Source organism: Sanguibacter sp. Z1732 (assembly GCF_051020515.1).
GTDB lineage: Bacteria > Actinomycetota > Actinomycetes > Actinomycetales > Beutenbergiaceae > CALKWS01.
In genome coordinates this window covers 3,903,149-3,922,457 of record NZ_CP194857.1, presented here as the reverse complement: position 1 = coordinate 3,922,457, position 19,309 = coordinate 3,903,149, and the positions used below count along the sequence as shown (strand labels likewise).

At 70.6% G+C, this 19,309-nt stretch carries 19 protein-coding genes and 2 pseudogenes; 20 read left to right on the top strand and 1 reads right to left on the bottom strand.

Annotated features, from left to right (window positions below; translation table 11 throughout):
* Positions 1–65 precede the first annotated feature (65 nt).
* From ACRRRO_RS20385 to ACRRRO_RS20290, 20 genes and pseudogenes are all read left to right on the top strand, one after another.
* On the top strand, positions 66–392 hold the full coding sequence (locus tag ACRRRO_RS20385; RefSeq protein ID WP_434080759.1) for a hypothetical protein: 327 nt from the start codon (positions 66–68) through the stop codon (positions 390–392).
* Positions 346–2,168 (top strand): annotated as a pseudogene (locus ACRRRO_RS20380) (peptidoglycan D,D-transpeptidase FtsI family protein). Before ACRRRO_RS20385 ends, ACRRRO_RS20380 begins: the two are co-directional and overlap by 47 nt.
* 18 nt (positions 2,169–2,186) lie before the next feature.
* Positions 2,187–3,752, top strand: a complete 1,566-nt coding sequence (locus ACRRRO_RS20375) for a UDP-N-acetylmuramoyl-L-alanyl-D-glutamate--2,6-diaminopimelate ligase (protein WP_424797191.1) — start codon at positions 2,187–2,189, stop codon at positions 3,750–3,752.
* Complete coding sequence (locus ACRRRO_RS20370) at positions 3,749–4,948, top strand: UDP-N-acetylmuramoyl-tripeptide--D-alanyl-D-alanine ligase (RefSeq protein ID WP_434080758.1); 1,200 nt, start codon at positions 3,749–3,751, stop codon at positions 4,946–4,948. Before ACRRRO_RS20375 ends, ACRRRO_RS20370 begins: the two co-directional genes overlap by 4 nt.
* Positions 4,949–5,014: 66 nt before the next feature.
* Positions 5,015–5,152: a hypothetical protein gene (locus tag ACRRRO_RS20365; RefSeq protein WP_434080757.1), complete on the top strand. Its 138-nt coding sequence runs from the start codon at positions 5,015–5,017 to the stop codon at positions 5,150–5,152.
* Positions 5,149–6,234, top strand: coding sequence for a phospho-N-acetylmuramoyl-pentapeptide-transferase (gene mraY / locus ACRRRO_RS20360; RefSeq protein ID WP_424787930.1), 1,086 nt, complete (start codon positions 5,149–5,151; stop codon positions 6,232–6,234). Before ACRRRO_RS20365 ends, mraY begins: the two co-directional genes overlap by 4 nt.
* 2 nt (positions 6,235–6,236) lie before the next feature.
* On the top strand, positions 6,237–6,593 hold the full coding sequence (locus tag ACRRRO_RS20355; protein WP_434080756.1) for a hypothetical protein: 357 nt from the start codon (positions 6,237–6,239) through the stop codon (positions 6,591–6,593).
* Positions 6,524–7,687 (top strand): UDP-N-acetylmuramoyl-L-alanine--D-glutamate ligase, encoded by a 1,164-nt coding sequence (gene murD / locus ACRRRO_RS20350; RefSeq protein WP_434080755.1) that lies wholly within the window; start codon positions 6,524–6,526, stop codon positions 7,685–7,687. The genes ACRRRO_RS20355 and murD overlap by 70 nt, the downstream gene beginning before the upstream one ends.
* Positions 7,684–9,042, top strand: a complete 1,359-nt coding sequence (locus ACRRRO_RS20345; RefSeq protein WP_424797188.1) for a peptidoglycan glycosyltransferase FtsW — start codon at positions 7,684–7,686, stop codon at positions 9,040–9,042. Before murD ends, ACRRRO_RS20345 begins: the two co-directional genes overlap by 4 nt.
* Positions 9,039–10,157 carry an undecaprenyldiphospho-muramoylpentapeptide beta-N-acetylglucosaminyltransferase gene (gene murG, locus ACRRRO_RS20340; protein WP_424797187.1) on the top strand — a complete coding sequence of 373 codons (1,119 nt, stop codon included), beginning with the start codon at positions 9,039–9,041 and terminating at the stop codon, positions 10,155–10,157. Before ACRRRO_RS20345 ends, murG begins: the two co-directional genes overlap by 4 nt.
* Positions 10,154–11,515: a UDP-N-acetylmuramate--L-alanine ligase gene (murC, locus tag ACRRRO_RS20335; RefSeq protein ID WP_424797186.1), complete on the top strand. Its 1,362-nt coding sequence runs from the start codon at positions 10,154–10,156 to the stop codon at positions 11,513–11,515. Before murG ends, murC begins: the two co-directional genes overlap by 4 nt.
* 8 nt (positions 11,516–11,523) lie before the next feature.
* Complete coding sequence (locus ACRRRO_RS20330; protein ID WP_424797185.1) at positions 11,524–12,345, top strand: cell division protein FtsQ/DivIB; 822 nt, start codon at positions 11,524–11,526, stop codon at positions 12,343–12,345.
* A 135-nt stretch (positions 12,346–12,480) separates the two neighbouring features.
* The gene (gene ftsZ, locus ACRRRO_RS20325; protein WP_424797184.1) at positions 12,481–13,722 is read left to right on the top strand and encodes a cell division protein FtsZ; all 1,242 of its coding nucleotides are present in this window, start codon (positions 12,481–12,483) and stop codon (positions 13,720–13,722) included.
* A gap of 25 nt (positions 13,723–13,747) precedes the next feature.
* Positions 13,748–14,449, top strand: a complete 702-nt coding sequence (locus ACRRRO_RS20320) for a polyphenol oxidase family protein (protein ID WP_424797183.1) — start codon at positions 13,748–13,750, stop codon at positions 14,447–14,449.
* A gap of 94 nt (positions 14,450–14,543) precedes the next feature.
* Positions 14,544–14,993, top strand: a complete 450-nt coding sequence (locus ACRRRO_RS20315; protein ID WP_424787922.1) for a cell division protein SepF — start codon at positions 14,544–14,546, stop codon at positions 14,991–14,993.
* 7 nt (positions 14,994–15,000) lie between these two features.
* Positions 15,001–15,291 carry a YggT family protein gene (locus tag ACRRRO_RS20310; RefSeq protein WP_424797182.1) on the top strand — a complete coding sequence of 97 codons (291 nt, stop codon included), beginning with the start codon at positions 15,001–15,003 and terminating at the stop codon, positions 15,289–15,291.
* A 94-nt stretch (positions 15,292–15,385) separates the two neighbouring features.
* A complete protein-coding gene (locus tag ACRRRO_RS20305; RefSeq protein ID WP_424797181.1) occupies positions 15,386–16,114 on the top strand; it encodes a DivIVA domain-containing protein in 729 nt (242 codons plus the stop codon).
* Between the two features lie 3 nt (positions 16,115–16,117).
* On the top strand, positions 16,118–16,705 hold the full coding sequence (gene lspA / locus ACRRRO_RS20300; RefSeq protein ID WP_424797180.1) for a signal peptidase II: 588 nt from the start codon (positions 16,118–16,120) through the stop codon (positions 16,703–16,705).
* Positions 16,698–17,625, top strand: a pseudogene (locus ACRRRO_RS20295) (RluA family pseudouridine synthase). Before lspA ends, ACRRRO_RS20295 begins: the two are co-directional and overlap by 8 nt.
* On the top strand, positions 17,622–18,104 hold the full coding sequence (locus ACRRRO_RS20290) for a GNAT family N-acetyltransferase (RefSeq protein WP_424797178.1): 483 nt from the start codon (positions 17,622–17,624) through the stop codon (positions 18,102–18,104). Before ACRRRO_RS20295 ends, ACRRRO_RS20290 begins: the two are co-directional and overlap by 4 nt.
* Here ACRRRO_RS20290 and ACRRRO_RS20285 read toward each other — a convergent pair.
* Positions 18,061–19,308 (bottom strand): aminotransferase class I/II-fold pyridoxal phosphate-dependent enzyme, encoded by a 1,248-nt coding sequence (locus ACRRRO_RS20285; RefSeq protein WP_424797177.1) that lies wholly within the window; start codon positions 19,306–19,308, stop codon positions 18,061–18,063. The two genes, ACRRRO_RS20290 and ACRRRO_RS20285, sit on opposite strands and share 44 nt — an antisense overlap.
* Between the last annotated feature and the right edge of the window lies 1 nt (position 19,309).

Sequence of the window (19,309 nt, the reverse complement as noted above, 5' to 3'; positions counted from 1 at the left end):
TCCGCAGCGGGCCCCGGTGGCCCGGCCCGGCGGCGACCACCACCCGCCGCCCCCGGCTCCAGATCGTGCGGGCGCCCGCACACCAGCGCAGTCTCGTGCCGTTCGTGGCGCTGTGCCTGACTATCCTGGTTGGCGCGATGCTCGGGGCGCTGCTGCTCAACACCGCGATGGCTGCGACCGCGTACGAGATGCGGGAGCAGCGCATCGAACTGGCCCAGTTGTCCGAGCACCAGCAGTTCCTCACCCAGCAGGTGGAGCGGCGCGGAGCCCCGGCAGCGTTGGCCGCGGCGGCGGCCGAACTGGGGATGGAGCGGGGCGAAGGGACCAGTTACCTGCGGCTCGAGGATGGCGCGATCGCCGGCCCGGCGGCTGAGCTGGTCGGTTCGGACTGATGGCCGGGCCGACGCCGATGACCGGTGTCGGGGCACCGGTGCGCCGACAGAACATCATCCTCGCCGCGATCCTGATCGTGGTGCTGCTGTTCGGTGTCCGGCTGGTCTACATCCAGGTGATCGCGGGCCCGCCCTGGCCCAGACCGCCCGGGAGGAGCGCACCCACACCCAGATCATTCCGGCACCGCGCGGAGACGTGGTCGATGCCCACGGCACGGTGCTGGCCACCAGCGCCGACACCTTCGACATCGTCGCCGATCTGCGCCAGATCCCGTCCTTCGTGCTCCGCGATGAGGACGGTGAGATCGTCAGCCGTGGTGCCGCGGCGGCGGCGAGGGTGCTGGCCCCGTTGCTGGATCGCGACCGTGCCGAACTCGGAGCGGAACTGGTCGGGGACAACGGCTACCACCGACTCCTGCGCAATGCCACACCGGAAACCTGGCAGGCGATCGCCAGCCTCGGGGTGAACGGCATTACCGCCGAGCGCACCAGCCAGCGCGTCTACCCGGCCGGGAACACGGCCGGGAACATTCTCGGCTGGGTCAACGACGAGGGCGATGGCGCCGCCGGGATCGAGTCGACCCTCAACTCCCGGCTGCTGGGCACCCCGGGTTCCAGCGAGGTGGAGATCGGGGCCCGCGGGCAGGTGATCCCCACCGGCGCGCAGTCCTCCACCCCGGCGGTCCCGGGCTGTGATGTCCACCTGACCATCGACACCGATCTGCAATGGCATGCCCAGCAGGTGATCGACGAATCGGTGGACACCTGGAGTGCCGCCTGGGGTGCGGTCGTGGTGGTCGAGGTGGGCACCGGGCGCATCCTGGCGCTGGCCGACTCCCACGCGGTGGACCCCAACTCCCCGATGGACACCCCCGAGGACAGCCGCGGTGCCCGTTCGGTGCAGAATGCCTACGACCCCGGTTCGACCGGCAAGGTCCTCACCGTGCTGTCGGCGCTGGAGGAAGGAGTGGTCACTCCGACCTCGCCGATCGAGAACCCCTACCGGCACACCATGCCCAACGGTCAGACCTTCACCGACCACACCGAGCACCCTGACCAGGTGCTGACCACCACCGGGGTGCTGGCGGAGTCGGCGAACACCTCCACGGTGCTGATCGGGTCGAGATGTCGAACCAGACGCGGTTCGAGTACATGCGGAACATGGGATGGGGTGAGCGAACCGGGATGGGCCTTCCCGGTGAGACCGCCGGCATCCTGCACCACTACTCGGACTGGGACGGCCGCACCCAGTACGTGACGATGTTCGGCCAGAGCGTGAACGTGAACCTGGTGGCCAACACCCAGGTGTTCGCCACCATCGCCAATCAGGGGATGGCGATCCCGCCGCGGATCATCGAGGGCTACACGTGTGAGGGGGCGTACGAGGAACTCCAGGACGAGGAGCCGGTGCAGGTGGTCTCCCCGGAGAGCAGCGAGCAGATGATCCGGATGCTGGAGTCCACCGTGCACGAGGGCGGCACCGGGGTGCGGGCGGCCATCGACGGGTACCGGGTGGCGGGCAAGACCGGTACCGCCGAGACCTCCGATGGACGGGGCGGGCTGAGCCACCGGGTGGCCTCCTTCGTGGGCGTGGCACCGGCCGAGGCGCCGGAGATCGCCGTCGGTGTGGTGGTTGCCCAACCCTCCGGGATCTACGGTTCGCTCGTGGCAGCCCCGGTCTTCCACGACGTGACCGAGTTCAGCCTGCAGCACCTGGGCGTGGCGCCCTCCACCGAGGAGCCCGACCTGTACCCGTTGCGACCAGAAGACTCCTGAGGCATCGATACTAGGAGCATGAACGTTGCATCTGCTGAGCCGCCCCGGCGGACCCTCGCCGGACTAGCCGCGGCCTTCGGCCTGACCGCGCGCGGCCGGCCGGAGGATGGCTCCGGCCTCGAGGTCGCCGTCACCGGCGTCAGCCTGGACAACCGGCTCACCGGTCCGGGTGAGCTGTTCGCTGCGCTCCCGGGTGCGCGGGCTCACGGTGCGCGCTTCGCTGCCGCCGCGGTGGCCGGCGGCGCGGTGGGTGTGCTCACCGACGCCGCGGGAGCGGACCTGCTCACCGGGCAGGAGATCGCCGTGCCGGTGCTGGTGGCCCAGGATCCGCGCGCGGTCCTGGGCCAGGTGGCCTCATGGATCTACGGGCATCCCTCCCGGCGGTTGGGCACCTACGCGGTGACCGGGACCAACGGCAAGACCACCACCACCTACTTCCTCGAGCACATCCTGGCTGCGCTGGGTCGCAGCACCGGCCTGATCGGGACGGTGGAACTCAAGATCGGCGCCGAGCGCACTCCCGCCCGGTTGACCACCCCGGAGGCCCCCGCGCTGCACCAACTGCTGGCGCAGATGGTGCGTTCCCGGGTGGACGACGTGGTGATGGAGGTCTCCTCGCACGCCCTGGAACTGCACCGGGTGGACGGAGTCGTCTACGAGGTGGCCGGCTTCACCAACCTGACCCAGGACCACTTGGACTTCCATGGCGACATGGAGTCCTACTTCGCCGCGAAGGCTGCGCTGTTCACCCCGGGCCGTGCGCGGCGCGGCGTGGTGCTGGTCGACGACGAGTGGGGACGACGACTGGCCGCCCGGGCCGAGATCGATGTCGTCACGGTCTCGGCCACCCGGGCGCCGGCCCACTGGCAGGTCAGCGCCGGCGCGCCGGGACCCGCGGGCACTCCGATCACGCTGAGCAGCGCCGACGGTGTGGAACTGAGCACCACCGTGGCCCTACCGGGGACGTTCAACGTGGCCAATGCGGCCGTGGCGTTGGTGATGGCCCTGCAGGTGGGGGCGAGCCCGGAGCAGATCACCGCCGCGCTGCCGGAGGGGTTGACCGCCGTGGTCCCCGGTCGGATGGAACTGGTGGCCACCGCCCCCCGGGTGCTGGTGGACTTCGCGCACAATACCGAGGCGATCCAGCAGGCACTGGCCGCGGTGCGACAGGGGACGCAGGGGCGCCTCTTCGTGATCTTCGGTGCCACCGGAGACCGCGACCGCGGCAAGCGCGCGTCGATGGGCGCGGCGGCGGTGCAGGGTGCCGATGTGGTGGTGATCACCGATGATGATCCGCACGATGAGGACCCGGCGGGCATCCGGGCCGAGGTGATGGCCGGAGCGGTGCGCGCACTGGCCACGGAGCAGCAGGAGGGCCGGCAGGTGGACCTGTACGAGGTGGCGCCGCGACAGGCCGCGATCGCCCGTGTCATCAGATTCGCCGCCGATACGGATACGGTTCTGGTAGCCGGGCGCGGACATGAGACCTGGCAGGAGATCGCGGGCGTGGACCACCACCTCGATGACCGACAGGAGGTGCGCAAGGCGATGGCCGAACGAGTGCAGCACCCGACCGCCTCATGATCGACCTGACGATCGCCCAGATCGCTGCCGCCGTGGACGGCACCGTCCCGGGGCATGAGGGTGCCACGGTCAGCGGTGGGGTCGTCACCGACTCCCGGCGGGTGGGACCGGGGGACCTGTTCGTCGCGGTGGGCGGTGCCCGAGTGGACGGCCACGACTACCTGGGCGCCGCGGCCGAGGCCGGTGCGGTGGCCGCCCTGGTGAGCAGGGAGGTGCCGCGGGCCCCGCTGGCCCAGATCGTGGTGGCCGACACCACCAGGGCACTGGGAGACCTGGCCGCCGCGGTGCTGTCCCGGCTGCGGAAGAACGCCCGGCCGCCGGTCGTGGTGGGCGTGACGGGCTCGGTGGGCAAGACCTCCACCAAGGACCTGCTCGCGGCGGTGCTGGAGACCTGTGGTGAGGTGATCGCCCCGGTGGGCTCCTACAACAATGAGATCGGCCTGCCCCTGACGGTGCTGCGCGCCACGGAGAACACCGCCGCGCTGGTGCTGGAGATGGGGGCCGATGCACCGGGGAACCTGACCTACCTGACCTCGATCGCAGCACCGGACATCGCGGTGGTGCTCGCCGTCGGCCGGGCTCACCTTGATGGTTTCGGCGATATCGGGGCGGTCGCCCGGGCCAAGGCCGAACTCGTGCAGAACATGCGAGCCGACGGCGTGGCGGTCCTGAACGCCGACGACGCGCGGGTGGCCGCGATGGCACCTGACGCGGCCGGGCGCAGGACCGTGTTCTTCGGCACCGGAGGTGATGCGCAGGTCCGCGCCGAGCAGATCGGCACCGATGATCAGGGGCGGGCGCGCTTCACGCTGCACCTGCACGGGCAGGCACACCCGGTGCAACTGACTCTGTACGGCCTCCATCAGGTCTCCAACGCCCTGGCCGCGGCAGCGGTGGCGTACGAACTCGGAGTAGACGCGGAGCAGATCGCGACCGCGCTCGGTTCGGCGTCCGCCCGCAGTCCGCACCGGATGCACGTGCAACGCAGCGACGCCGGGGTCACGATCATCGACGACGCCTATAACGCGAACCCGGACTCGATGCGGGCGGCGTTGCGCTCCCTGAGCCAGATGGCGGCCGGGTCCGGGGGCGGGCGGTGGCGGTGCTGGGCCCGATGCGCGAACTCGGACCGGACTCGGCCGCCGAGCACGAAGCAGTCGGTGCCTTCGCCGTGCAGGTGGGAGTGGACCGCCTGATCGCCGTGGCGGAGGAGGCCCGCCCGCTGGCCACCGGAGCGCTGGCGGCCGGGATGCACCGGCGGAGTGCAGCGGGCCAGTGGGGTCTCGGAGGCGGTGGCCATGCTGCGCCGGTACCTGCGCTCCGGGGACGTGATGCTGGTCAAGGCATCCAACGGAGAGCAGTTGTGGCGGGTGGTCGAGGCGTTGGAACGAGCCCGATGATCGCCGTCCTGTCCGCGGGTGCCGTGGCGATGCTGGTGTCCCTGCTGGGCACACCGCTGTTCATCCGGTTCCTCGTCAAGCGCGAATACGGCCAGTTCATCCGGCAGGACGGCCCCACCGCGCACTTCACCAAGCGTGGCACGCCCACCATGGGCGGGGTGGTGATCATCGCAGCCACGGTGATCGGCTACGCGGTGGCGAACCTGGTGGCGGGCCGTCCGCCGAATGTCTCCGGTCTGCTGCTGTTGTTCCTCATGGTCGGTCTGGGCGTGATCGGCTTCGCCGACGACTTCACCAAGATCAGCCGGCAGCGCTCCCTCGGGCTGAGCCCGCTGTGGAAGATGATCGGCCAGGGCGCCATCGGTGTCACGTTCGCGGTCCTGGTCCTGCAGTTCCCGAACGAGCGGTACCGCACCCCGGCCTCCACCGAGATCTCCTTCACCCGCGACATCTCGGCCCTGGACCTGGCCTTCCTGGGCGCGGGGGTGGGACTGATCCTGTTCGTGCTGTGGGCCAACTTCCTCATCACCGCCTGGTCGAACGCGGTCAACCTCACCGACGGTCTGGACGGACTGGCCACCGGTGTGTCGATGCTGGTCTTCGGTGCCTACGTGGTGGTGGCGGTCTGGCAGTCCAACCAGAGCTGCCAGGTGCTCTCCCAGGTGGCGTCGCGGTGTTATGAGGTCCGCGACCCGCGCGACCTGTCCATCATCGCCGCCGCCATCGTGGGGGCCTGCTTCGGGTTCCTATGGTGGAACGCCTCACCGGCGAAGATCTTCATGGGCGACACCGGATCCCTCGCCCTGGGCGGTGCGCTGGCCGGGCTGTCCATCCTGACCCGCACCGAGGTGCTGGCCGCGATCATCGGTGGGCTCTTCGTGCTGATCGTGATGTCGGACGTGATCCAGATCGGCTGGTTCAAACTCACCGGTAAACGTGTGTTCAAGATGGCCCCGCTGCACCACCACTTCGAACTCATGGGTTGGGGTGAGGTGACGATCGTGATCCGGTTCTGGATCATCGCGGCACTGTTCGTCTGTGTGGGTCTGGGCATCTTCTACGCCGAGTGGGTCGTCGGATAGCGATGGAGGCTGCCGAGCTCTCCGGTGCGCGCGTCCTGGTGGCCGGGCTGGGGATCAGCGGCGTTGCGTCCGTGCAGGCACTGCACGACGTCGGAGCCCGGGTCAGCGCGGTCGATTCCCGTCCGGAGGTGGCCGGCGCCGCACCACTGCCCGCCGGGGTGATGGTGTTCACCGGGCAGGACTGGCCCGGGCTGGCCCAGCGGGCCCTGGAGGAGAAGCCGGAGGTGCTGATCGCCTCCCCGGGACTGCCACCGCACAACCCCCTGCTGCAGACGGCGAGCAGAGGGGGGTGCCGGTCTGGAGCGAGGTCGAGCTGGCCTGGCGGTTGTGCCCGCCGGGGGTGCCGTGGTTGGCGCTGACCGGAACGAACGGCAAGACCACCACGGTGAGCATGCTCGCCTCGATGCTGGCCGCCGCAGGACGCAACGCCCCGGCGGTGGGGAACGTGGGTGACCCGATCGTGACCACGGTGCTCGGTGCCCGCGCCGCCGGGACCACCCTGGACGCCCTGGCGGTGGAACTGTCGAGTTTCCAGTTGCACTACACCCACACCCTCGCGCCGCTGGCCAGTGCGTGCCTGAACCTGTCCGCGGACCACCTGGACTGGCACGGCAGCCCGCAGAACTATGCCGCGGACAAGGCCCGGATCTACCAGCGCACCACCGCCGCCTGCATCTACAACGCACACGACGACGCCACCCGGGACATGGTGGCCGCAGCCGACGTCGCCGAAGGCGCCCGCGCGGTGGGGTTCACCCTGAACGTGCCGGCCCTGGGTCAGCTCGGGCTGGTCGAGGACGTGCTCGCCGACCGGGCGTTCACCCCGGGCCGGCGCACCCACGCCCAGGAACTGGCCACCCTGGCCGACCTGGCCCACCTCGGCGGCCCGCCGGTACCGGGTCACCTGGTCGCCAACGCGCTGGCCGCCGCGGCCCTCGCGCTGGCCGCCGACGTCGCCCCGGAGCACATCAGCGCGGGCCTGCGCGCGCTGGCGCCCGGTGCGCACCGCATCCAGGAGGTTGGCAGCCACGCGGGCGTTCGCTACGTCAACGACTCCAAGGCCACCAACCCCGACGCCGCGGCCGCATCGCTCAGTGCGCTGCCGCCCGGGCGCGGGATCTGGATCGCCGGTGGGTTGGCCAAGGACGCCGACCTCGGTCCCCTGGTCGCCGGCAGCGCAGACCGGCTGCGCGCCGTCGTCGTCATCGGCACCGATCCGGCCCCGATCGTTGCCGCACTCGACCGACACGCGCCGCACCTCCCGCGAGTCGTGGTGCCCGCTGGTGAGACTGAACCTATGCACCGTGCCGTCCGACATGCCGCCGATCTGGCCCGCCAGGGCGATGTCGTGCTGCTCGCCCCTGCGTGTGCCTCCCAGGATCAGTTCGACTCCTACGCGGCCCGCGGCGAGGCGTTCATCGATGCGGTCACAGGACTGGGGACGCCCCGGTGACCACGACCCCGACCCGACGCCCGGCGGTGCGCGCGCGCCCGGCCGACCCGCAGACGACGGCGAAGCGCACGTCGCGGAAGCCGGCCAGGTCCGTGCCCGGTACGGCCAGGTCCAAGACGGCCGAGTCCAAGGCCGAGAGACGGACCGCCCGGCAGACCACCGTGGCGGCGGCTTGGGACTCCCCGGTGACCAGTTACTACCTGGTCGGCGGTTCGGCGCTACTGCTGTTGCTGCTCGGGCTCGTCATGGTGCTGTCCAGTTCGTCGGTGTTGTCGCTGCAGTCCTCCGGCACCCCGTTCACCACCTTTCTCAACCAGGCCAGGTTCGCCCTGCTCGCGCTGCCGGTGGCCTGGGGGATCTCTCGGCTGTCGGTGTCCTGGATCCGCCGGCTGGCCTGGCCCGGAATGGCTCTGGCCGCACTGATGCAGGCGCTGGTGTTCATCCCCGGTCTGCAGGTCGCGGCCGGCGGGAACGCCGGCTGGGTGGTGATCGCCGGGCAGAACTTCCAGCCTGCGGAGTTCGGCAAACTCGGCCTGGCCGTCTGGCTCGGGGCGGTGTTGGCCGCCAAGGGCCGCCTGCTGCGGCACTGGTACCACGTCCTCTTCCCAGCGGTGTTCGTGGCCACCGGGATTCTGGCCATGGTGCTGTACACCCACGACTTGGGCACCGCGCTGGTGATCATGCTGCTGGTAGCCGGGGCACTCTGGGTGGCCGGGGTGCCGCTGTCGATGTTCACCCTGGCGGCGATGGCCGGGAGTGCGGCGGCGGCCTTCCTGGTGATCCCCTCGAGCAACCGGCGCGATCGTATCGCGATGCTGTTCGGGATGGGCGACGTCGACCCGATGGGGCTGGGCCTGCAGCCCCGCCGTGCCCTGCAGGGCCTGGGCACCGGCGGGCTGAGCGGGGTGGGGCTGGGGGAGTCCCGCTCGAAGTGGCTGTGGCTGCCCGAGGCCCACAACGACTTCATCTTCGCCATCATCGGCGAGGAACTCGGTCTGCTGGGCGCGCTGCTGGTGCTGGTGCTGTTCACCGCGCTCGCCGTCGGGTTGACCCGGGTGGTCCGGCGCCACCCGGACCGGTTCGTGAAGATCTCCACCGCCGCCATCGGGACCTGGATCCTGGGCCAGGCACTGATCAACATCGGCGTGGTGATCGGGGTGCTGCCGGTGATCGGGTTGCCGTTGCCGCTGGTCAGCGCCGGCGGTTCGGCCCTGGTCACCACGATGGCTGCGCTCGGGATCGTGCTGGCCTTCGCCCGCAACGAGCCCGGTGCCAGAGCCGCGCTGGCGGCGCGGCGCAGTTCCCTGCGTGCCCACCTGGCGGTCGTGGCTCCGCGGTCCCGGCGGTCCTCGTGAGCGCTCCGGTGATCGTGCTGGCAGGGGGTGGCACGGCCGGGCACGTGAACCCGTTGCTGGCGCTGGCCGAACGCCTGCCCGCGGAGTTGCCCGGGGTGCAACTGAAGGTGCTGGGCACCGCGGCCGGGCTGGAGGCCGACCTGGTGCCCGCCGCCGGGCTGGACCTGGTCACGATCGAGAAGGTGCCGTTGCCGCGTCGCCCCAGTGCCGAGTGGCTCACGCTGCCGGGCCGCTGGCGCCGGGCGATGGCCGCCGCCACCTCGGTGGTGTCCGGGGCTGACCTGGTGGTCGGATTCGGTGGGTACGTCTCCGCACCGGCGTACCTGGCGGCGCGGCGGGCCGGGGTCCCGATCGTGGTGCACGAGCAGAACGCCCGCCCCGGGCTGGCGAACAGGCTGGGTGCGCGGTACGCAGCCGCGGTGGGTATTACCTTTCCCGGCACCGCGTTGCGCGGGGGCGAACTCGTGGGCCTGCCGCTGCGGGCGAGCATCGCCGACCTGATCCGACGGCGTGAGCAGGATGCCGATGCCACCGCGCGCGCCGGTGCCCGGGCCCTGGGCCTGGATCCGGACCGTCGCACGGTGCTGGTGACCGGCGGATCCCTGGGCGCGGCCCGGTTGAACCAGGTGCTTCCCGAGATCGGCCCGGACCTGATCGAGGCCGGCGCGCAGGTGTTGCACCTGACCGGCCGGGGCAAAGCGGATCCGGTCCACCAGGCCACCGCCGACATGGCGCAGTCCCATCACTATCACGTGCGCGAGTACCTGATGGAGATGGAGCACGCCCTGGCCTGCGCGGATCTGGTGATCGCACGCGCCGGTGCGGGGACCGTCAGCGAACTGACCGCACTGGGCATTCCCGCGGTCTACGTCCCGCTCCCGATCGGCAACGGGGAGCAGGCGCTGAACGCCGGACCGGTGGTGACTGCCGGAGGCGCCCTGATGGTCGCGGACGAGGACTTGACCGGGGGGTGGCTGGCTGAGCACGTGCTGCCGCTGATGCGCGGGGACGAGGAACTGGCCGGGCTGCGTAGCGCCGCGTTCCGGGCGGGCATCACCGATGGCACCGACCGGCTGGCCCGGATGGTGACCACGGTGCTGGAGCAGCGCGGATGAGGATGCATTTCATCGCCATCGGGGGTGCCGGGATGTCGGTGATCGCCGAGTTGCTGGTGCGTCAGGGCTATCAGGTCAGCGGCTCGGACCGGGCCGACTCGCCCGCTCTGGCCAGGCTCGGGGGCCTGGGTGCCCGGGTGCACGTGGGCCACGCCGCCGAGCACGTGGCGGAGTTGGGCCCGCAGGACGCCGTGGTGATCTCCAGCGCGATCGGCCCCGACAACCCCGAGGTGCGCGCCGCTCGGGACCGGGGCGTGCCGATCCTGCACCGGTCCCAGGCATTGGCACTGGCCGCCCGCGGCAAGGACTTCGTGGCCGTGGCGGGCAGCCACGGCAAGACCACCACCTCGGCGATGCTCGCCGTCGCCCTGCGCGCTGCCGGGCTGGACCCCTCCTTCGCGATCGGGGGGCGCGTGGTCTCCATGGACACCGGCGCGTACCAGGGCGAGGGCACTGTCTTCGTGGCCGAGGCTGATGAGTCCGACGGTTCCTTCGTCAACTACTCGCCCCGGGTAGCGATCGTGACGAATATCGAGGCCGACCATTTGGACCACTACCGCACGGCGCAGGCCTATGCCGGGGCTTTTCTGGAGTTCGCCGCGCGGGTGCAGCCGGGGGGGCTGGTGATCACCTGCGCCGACGACCCCGGCGCGACGGGCTTTGCCGCCGCCCTGAGGGAGCGGGGAACCCGGGTGCAGACCTACGGCGTCAGCACCGACGCGGACGTGCGCATCGACATCACCCACCTCGCCCCGGGACAATCCGGCGCGCGCCTGACCAGCGCGCTCGGCGCGGTGGAACTGGACGTGGCCGTGCCCGGCGAGCACAACCTGGCCAACGCCGCCGCCGCGTGGTGTGCCGGTGTGGAACTGGGCGTGGACCCCGCCCAGATGGCCGCCGCCCTGGGCTCATTCACCGGGACCGCGCGCCGGTTCGAGTTGCGGGGCACGGTGGCCGGGGTGCGGGTGGTGGACGACTACGCCCACAACCCCACCAAGGTCGCCGCAGCGGTGGCCACCGCACGACGCGCGGCTGCCGGAGGGCGTGTGATCGCCGTCTTCCAGCCGCATCTGTACTCCCGCACCCGGGACTTCGCCGAAGAGTTCGCCCGGGTCCTGCGCACGGCGGACCATGTGTTGCTGGCCCCGATCTACCCGGCCCGGGAGGAGCCGTTGCCCGGGGTGACTTCGGCGCTGATCGCCGATCACCTCGACGGGGCCGAGGTGATCGAGGACTTCGCCGCCCTGGCCGCCGCAGCGGCCGCTCGGGCCGCGCCCGGTGATCTGGTGGTCACGATCGGCGCCGGGGACGTCACCGCGCTCCCGGAGCTGATCCTCGCCGAACTGGGGCGACGGTGAGGGCGCCGGTGAGCCCGCGCCCCCCGGGCGGGACGCCGCTGCGACGCCCCGGCAGGCCGGTGGCGGCCGAGGCCGACTCGGGCGCACCACAGCGCCGGATCTCCACCCAGTTCGGTGCCCGGCTGGCCGAACGCCGCCGGGCGCTCCGGCGGCTGCGGTGGCGCACCATCGCGATCGTGGCCGCAGCGGTGCTGGCGGTGGCCGCGGTGGTCTACCTGGTGCTGTTCTCCCCGGTGCTGGCGCTGCGCGCGCAGGAGGTACGGATCACCGGCGCCTCCGACCTGGTCGAGGTCGAGCAGATCCACGACCTGCTGGCCGCACACGACGGGCAGCCGCTGGTCCGGCTGGATACCACGGCACTTGCCCGGGAGGTCGAGGAGGTGACCGGCGTGCTCTCGGCCGATCTGGTGCGCGAGTGGCCACACGGTGTGCAGGTCCAGATCACACCGCGCACGCCCGTTGCGACGGTGCCCGACGAGGGGGAGTACCTGGTGCTCGACGGTGATGCGGTCAATCTGCAGGTGACGCCTGAGCCGCGCGAGGACCTCCCGCTGGTGGAGGTGGAGGTCGGCACCGAGACCTCCGCGGCCTCACTGGAGGCCGCGGTCACGGTGCTGGGCGCCCTGCCACCGGAGTTGTTCGATCAGGTCACCGCCGCCGGCGCGGCCAGCCCGGACCAGGTCGAACTCGAACTCACCGACGGCGCGGTGGTGGTGTGGGGGAGTGCGGAGGAGAACGAACTGAAGGCAGCCGTCCTCACGACGCTGCGTCAGGTACCGGCCGAGGTGTACGACGTGTCGGCGCCACGTAACCCCATCACCCGGGGCTGAGCAGAATCTCAAGGCCGACACGCCCCGCTAGGTCGTTGCCGCCGGGGTGCGGCGGACATAGCGTCATCGCTGTGAGGAAATGACATAACTCTAAACCTTAAGTAGAGGTTGAGGGTTTGACGAGAGGGAAGTGACGTGGCGGCACCGCAGAACTATCTAGCGGTCATCAAGGTAGTGGGTATCGGCGGTGGTGGAGTCAACGCCGTCAACCGGATGATCGAGGTCGGATTGAAAGGCGTGGAGTTCGTCGCCGTCAATACCGACGCCCAGGCACTGCTGATGAGCGATGCCGACGTCAAACTCGACGTCGGCCGTGACCTGACCCGCGGGCTTGGGGCAGGAGCCGATCCCGAGGTGGGCAAGAAAGCCGCTGAGGATCACACCGAGGAGATCGAGGAGGTGCTGCGCGGGGCCGACATGGTCTTCGTCACCGCCGGCGAGGGCGGAGGCACCGGGACCGGTGGCGCGCCCGTGGTCGCGAAGATCGCCCGGTCCCTGGGCGCGCTCACGATCGGGGTGGTGACCCGCCCGTTCACCTTCGAGGGCCGGCGGCGCGGAGTGCAGGCCGACGCCGGCATCGAGGCCCTGCGCAATGAGGTGGACACCCTCATCGTGATCCCGAACGACCGGTTGCTGTCCATCTCCGACCGCGGGGTCTCGGTCCTGGATGCCTTCCGGAGCGCGGACCAGGTGCTGCTCTCGGGTGTGCAGGGGATCACCGACCTGATCACCACCCCGGGTCTGATCAACCTGGACTTCGCGGACGTGAAGTCGGTGATGCAGGGAGCAGGCAGCGCCCTGATGGGGATCGGCTCCTCGCGTGGCGACGACCGTGCCGTGCAGGCCTCGGAACTGGCGATCTCCTCGCCACTGCTGGAAGCCAGCATCGATGGCGCCCACGGGGTGTTGTTGTCGATCCAGGGCGGCTCCGACCTGGGCCTGTTCGAGATCCACGAGGCGGCCCGGTTGGTCCAGGAGGCTGCCCACCCCGAGGCGAACATCATCTTCGGCGCCGTCATCGACGACGCCCTCGGCGACGAGGTGCGGGTCACCGTGATCGCGGCAGGATTCGACGGCGGCAGCCCGACCCCGACGGACGGGAGCAGGTCGATTGCGCACCCGGAGCCCAAGGTGGAGCGGACCCCGGAGCCCGTGGCGCCGGCCGAGCGTGCGGTACCCACCGTGATCGACGCCGACGAACCCGCAACCGCCGGGCGCGTCCCGGTGGCGGCGCACACCAACGGCGCACCGAAAGCCCCTTCGGCGCAGAGCCCCGCGGGCCCCCCGACCCAGGGGCTTGAGGTCCCGCGCATCTTCGACGAGGCGCCCCGCCGGCGGCGGGACGACGATCTGGATGTGCCCGAGTTCCTCAAGTAGGGCCGACGGCGCTGACGCCGACACCGTGATCCGGGTCGACCTCGGCCCGGGTGCGCGCGGACTGTTCACCACCCGCGCCGGCGGTGTCAGCGCGCCGCCGTTCCAGGCGCTGAACCTCGGGGGCGCGGCCGGCGACGACCCGGACCATGTGCGGACCAACAGGGCCATCGCCGCCGAGCTCCTCGGCGGGCCGGTCGCCTACGCCCGGCAGGTCCACGGCACCGACGTGCTCGAGCCGGGCTGTACCGACGGCACCGGTGACGCGCTGCTGGGGACGGGCAGCGGCGTCGGGGTCCTGGTAGCGGATTGCGTTCCGGTGCTGCTGGCCGGGCCGGGCCTGGTCGCCGCGGTGCACGCCGGGCGCCGGGGTCTCCTGGCCGGGGTGGTGCAGAACGCACTCGCTGCGATGCAGGCCCGGGGTGCCGGCGCCTCCCACGCCGTCATCGGTCCGGCGATCTGCGGCCGGTGCTACGAGGTTCCCGCCGACCTGCGCGCGGACGCCGAGGCGGTCGACCCCGCACTCGGCGGCACCACGAGCTGGGGCACCCCCTCGATCGATCTCGCCGCCGGAGTGGCCGCTGTGCTCCGCCGGGCCAGGGTGCCCCACATCGACGACGTGGGCCTGTGCACCTATGAGGACCGCCGGTTCTACTCCTACCGTCGGGACGGCCGAACCGGCCGGTTTGCCGGACTGGTTGCGCTCGGCGGCCGCGACACGCCGCGGTGACCTGCCCTGACGCGGTTCGCTGCTGGTCTAGCGTCGGAACCAACAGAACGCATCCTCACAGCGCACGCTGTGGGCGAGGGAACGAGGAGCACCCATGGCCGGAACGCTGCGCAAGTCGATGCTCTGGCTCGGGCTGTCCGAGCCGGAGGCCGAGGAGCACGAGGACTACGTGGACTACGACGACGAGGAGCCGGGTGAGCAGACCCCTCCGGCAGAAGTGACCCCGATCAGCCGCGCCGCGTCGCACAGGGACTCGGGCAGTCTGCGGCGGATCACGACGGTGCACCCCCGCACCTACAACGATGCCAAGACCATCGGCGAGGCGTTCCGCTCCGGAACCCCGGTGATCATGAACCTCACCGACATGACCGACGCCGAGGCCAAGCGCCTGGTGGATTTCTCCGCCGGCCTGGTGTTCGGGCTGCGCGGCGCTATCGAGCGGGTCACCAACAAGGTGTTCCTGCTCTCACCTGCCACGGTGGAGATTGCCAACGAGGAGCGGGAGCCGGAGACTGCTCAGGCAAGGTTCTTCAACCAGAGTTAGGTCTTGAGTGTCCGTCGTCCTGAGCGTTCTGTATCTGGCTGTACTGCTCTACGTGGTCCTGCTGCTGGTCCGGCTCGTGTTCAACTGGGTGCAGCAATTCGCCCGGGACTGGAAGCCCCAGGGCGTGACCTTGGTTGTGGCTGAACTCACCTTCACCGTCACCGATCCGCCGCTGCGAGCGGTCCGCAGGATCATTCCGCCGTTGCGAATCGGCGCCGTTGCCCTAGATTTGGGCTTCATCCTGGTGTTCATTGCCTGTTCCCTGCTCCTCGGGATTATTCAGCCGCATACGCTGTAGTCGGGCGTATCCTGTAGCAGGGCACGGGCGGAACTCCGCTAACGTACAAGTAGGTGGCATCCGCCACCCGATCAACAATCCGAGGTAGCTGAAAATGGCACTGCTGACTGCGGACGACGTCCTCAACAAGAAATTCCAACCGACGAAGTTCCGCGAGGGGTACGACCAGGATGAGGTCGATGACTTCCTCGACGAGGTCGTGGCTACCTTGCGGGTGGTCTCCGGCGAGAACGAGGAACTCAAGGCCAAACTCGAGGCTGCCGAGGCACGCATCGCAGAACTCAGCGCCGGCACCCCGGCCGACGAGACCGCCAACCTCGGCGTAGTGGCGGCTGCGCACTCGACCGAACAGGCCCCCGAAGAACCTTCACCGGCCGAGCCGTCCGCGGCATCCCCGGTGGAGCCGGAGCCGGAGCCGTCCCAGCCGAGCGCAGCCGATGCGACCCCGGCCGCCGGCATTGCCGCCGCGCAGACCGGCGAACCCGAGTCGGCCACCGGCATGCTGCAGCTGGCGCAGCGCCTGCACGACGAGTACGTCGCCAACGGCAAGGCCGAGGCGGACCGGATCCTGACCGAAGCCCGCACCGAGGGCGAGCAGATCGTCAACGAGGCCGAGGAGAAGCGTACTCGCACCCTGAACCAGCTCGAGGGCGAGCGCTCCCTACTGGAGCGCAAGATCGACGAACTCCGGGTCTTCGAACGTGATTACCGCACCCGGCTGAAGAGCTATCTGGAAGGGCTGCTCAGCGACGTCGAGGGCCGTGGTTCCGGCCTGAGCGGCTATGGCGGCGGGAGTTCGGAGAACGACCTGCGCCGTCCGTGATCGGTGAGCGAGTCCTCGAGTAGCGGTACCGGCGGGAACCGCGCCGCACCCGCCTCCCGGTCCCGGGCGCTGGCCTACCTGGTGGTCCTGACCCTGGCAGTGCTCGGTGTGGACCAGGCCACGAAGATCGTGGTGCTGGCAACCCTGGAACCCGGCGCGTACCACCCGGTGCTGGGGGATTGGTTCGGCCTGCAACTGGTGTTCAACCCCGGTGCGGCCTTCTCCCTGGCCACCGGACTGACCTGGGTGTTCACCGTCGCCGCCACCGTCGTCACGGTGGTGATCCTGGTCGCAGCGCCCCGGTTGCGCTCCCGGGCGTGGGCGATCGGACTCGGGCTGCTGCTGGGGGGAAACCTGGGCAACCTGGCCGACCGTCTCTTCCGCGACCCCGGTTTCGCCCAGGGGCACGTGGTGGACTTTCTCAACTACGCGGGTCTGGTGATCGGCAACGTCGCCGACATCGCGATCGTGGTAGCCGCTCCGATGATCGCGATCCTACTGATCCGCGGGGTGGGGCTGGACGGACTCCGTGAGCACGACTCCGCGGGCACCCCTGCGGTCTCCTCCGCCCCGCAGGAAGACCATGGCTGACCACCGCGCCCTACCGGTGCCCGAGGGACTCGAGGGCCAGCGTGCCGATGCCGCGCTGGGCCGCCTCCTCGGGCTGAGCCGCACGAAGGCCGCCGAGTTGCTCGGCGCCGGCGCGGTGACCATGGACGGGGACGTCGTCGGCAAGTCCGACCGGCTCCGGTCCGGGGCGTGGCTGGAACTCCGGTTGCCCGAGGCGCCCCCTGACGCGGCCCCGGCTCCACCCGAGCCGGTCCCGGGCATGGTGATCCGCCACGACGACGACGACATCGTGGTGGTGGACAAGCCGGTGGGCGTGGCCGCCCACCCGAGCCCCGGCTGGGACGGCCCCACGGTGGTGGGAGCGCTGATGGCCGCCGGGTACCGGGTCTCCACCTCCGGGGCAGCCGAACGCCAGGGCGTGGTGCACCGCCTCGACGTGGGCACCTCCGGGCTGATGATGGTGGCCAAGAGCGAGCGTGCCTACACGGCGCTGAAGCGGGCGTTCAAGGAGCGCACCGTGACCAAGATCTACCACGCCGTCGTGCAGGGACACCCCGACCCCTCGGCCGGCACGATCGACGCCCCGATCGGGAGGCACCCACGGCACGACTACAAGTGGGCGGTGGTGGCCGGAGGCCGCGAGTCCATCACGCACTACTCCACGCTGGAGGCGATGCGCGCGGCCAGCCTGTTGCGGATCCACCTGGAAACCGGACGCACCCATCAGATCCGCGTGCACTCCTCGGCGATCGGGCACCCGTGCGTCGGCGACCTGACCTACGGCGCCGATCCGGTGCTGGCCCGCAGGCTCGGCCTGCGCCGGCAGGCTGCACGCGATGGCACTGGGCTTTGACCACCCGGCCACCGGGCAGCCGCTCATCATCGAATCGACCTACCCCGAGGACCTCGCCGGAGCCCTGGAGGAATTGCGGCAGCCATGAGGATCGAACGTGTACATGGACTCTCCGGACTGGCCCGCGTGCACGGTCTGCGCTGGACGGTGTTCGTGGAGGAGCAGGGTGTGCTGCCCGCCGAGGAACTCGACGGGCGGGATGAGTCCGACTCCAGCGTGCACCTGATCGCGGTGGACCCCGACTTCCGCGATGTGGGAACCGCGCGGATGCTGACCGACGCCGAGCAGCCGGGCGTCGTGCACGCCACCAGGGTCGCGGTTCTCACCGAGGCCCGGGGCCAGGGGGTCGGTCGCGCCCTGATGGCCGAACTGGAACGGATCGCCTACACCGAGTTCGCCGTCGACGGGCAGGTGCGGGTGGAGTTGTCCGCCCAGGAGACCGCGCTGCCCTTCTACGAGTCCCTGGGGTACGAGGTCGGCGCCGAGCGCTACCTCGATGCCAGGATGTGGCACCGCGACGCGGTCAAGGTGCTGACGTCTGCGCCAGACGCTGCAGAGCCGCGTTGAGCACGTCCCAGGACTTGGTGAAGGTGAACCGCACCGATGCGGCGAGGTCCCGGTCGGCCCGGCTGCCGGGCACGGTGAAGGCACTCACCGGCACCGCGGCCACCCCGGCCAACTCCGGCAGGGCGCGGCACAGCGCCGCTCCGTCGGCCAGACCGTGCCGTTCCAGCCACGTCGAGGATTCGGCGATGACGAAGTAGCATCCCCGCGGCCGCACGACCTCGAAGCCCGCCTCGGTCAGTCCCGTCATGAGCAGGTCGCGCCGGGCGGACAGGTCGGCGGCGAGTTCGCCGACCCAGTGCTGATCAGGACCGGGGGTGATCTCCAGGTTCAGGGCGGTGGCCACCGCGGGCTGGAACGGGGCGCCGCCGGTGTAGGTGAGGAACTGCTTGATGCTGACCAGTGCCGTGATCAGATCCGCCGGACCGCTGGCCCAGCCCACCTTCCAACCGGTCACCGAGAACGTCTTGCCCGCCGAGGAGATCGTCACCGTCCGCTCGAACATGCCCGGCAGGGTGGCGATCGGGATGTGCCGGGCGCCGTCGTAGGTCAGGTGCTCATAGACCTCGTCCGAGACCACGACCGCGTCGTGGGCGATGGCCAGTTCGGCGATCAGCGCCAGGTCCTCGGCGCTGAGCACCGCACCGGTGGGGTTGTGCGGGCTGTTCAGCAGCACCACGGCGGTGCGGTCACTGAAGGCAGCCCGCAGGGCCTCGGCGTCCACGGTGAACCCCTGATCGGCGTGGCCCACCAGCGGAGCGCTCACGTGGGTGGCGCCGGCCATCGCGATCACGGCGGCGTAGGAGTCGTAGTAGGGCTCCAGGGTCAGCACCTCATCGCCCGGTCCGGCCAGGGCCAGGATCGACGCCGCGATCGCCTCGGTGGCCCCGTTGGAGACCGTGATCTGGTTGCCGGGGTCCAGTTCGATGCCGTAGTGGCGGCTCTGATGCGCCGCGATCGCTTCCCGTAACGGCACGATCCCGTTGCCCGGCGGGTACTGGTTCATCCCCTCGGCGATAGCGGTGCGCGCGGCCTCGGTGACCGTGGCCGGGCCGTCGGAGTCGGGAAAGCCCTGACCCAGGTTCAACGCCCCGGTCCGCTGGGCCAGCGCCGTCATCTCGGCGAAGATCGTGGGCCGTGTCCCACCCTCACCGTCGTCCAAACCGGCTGCCCGGACTACCTCGTGCCATCGCTTGCTCGTGCCCATG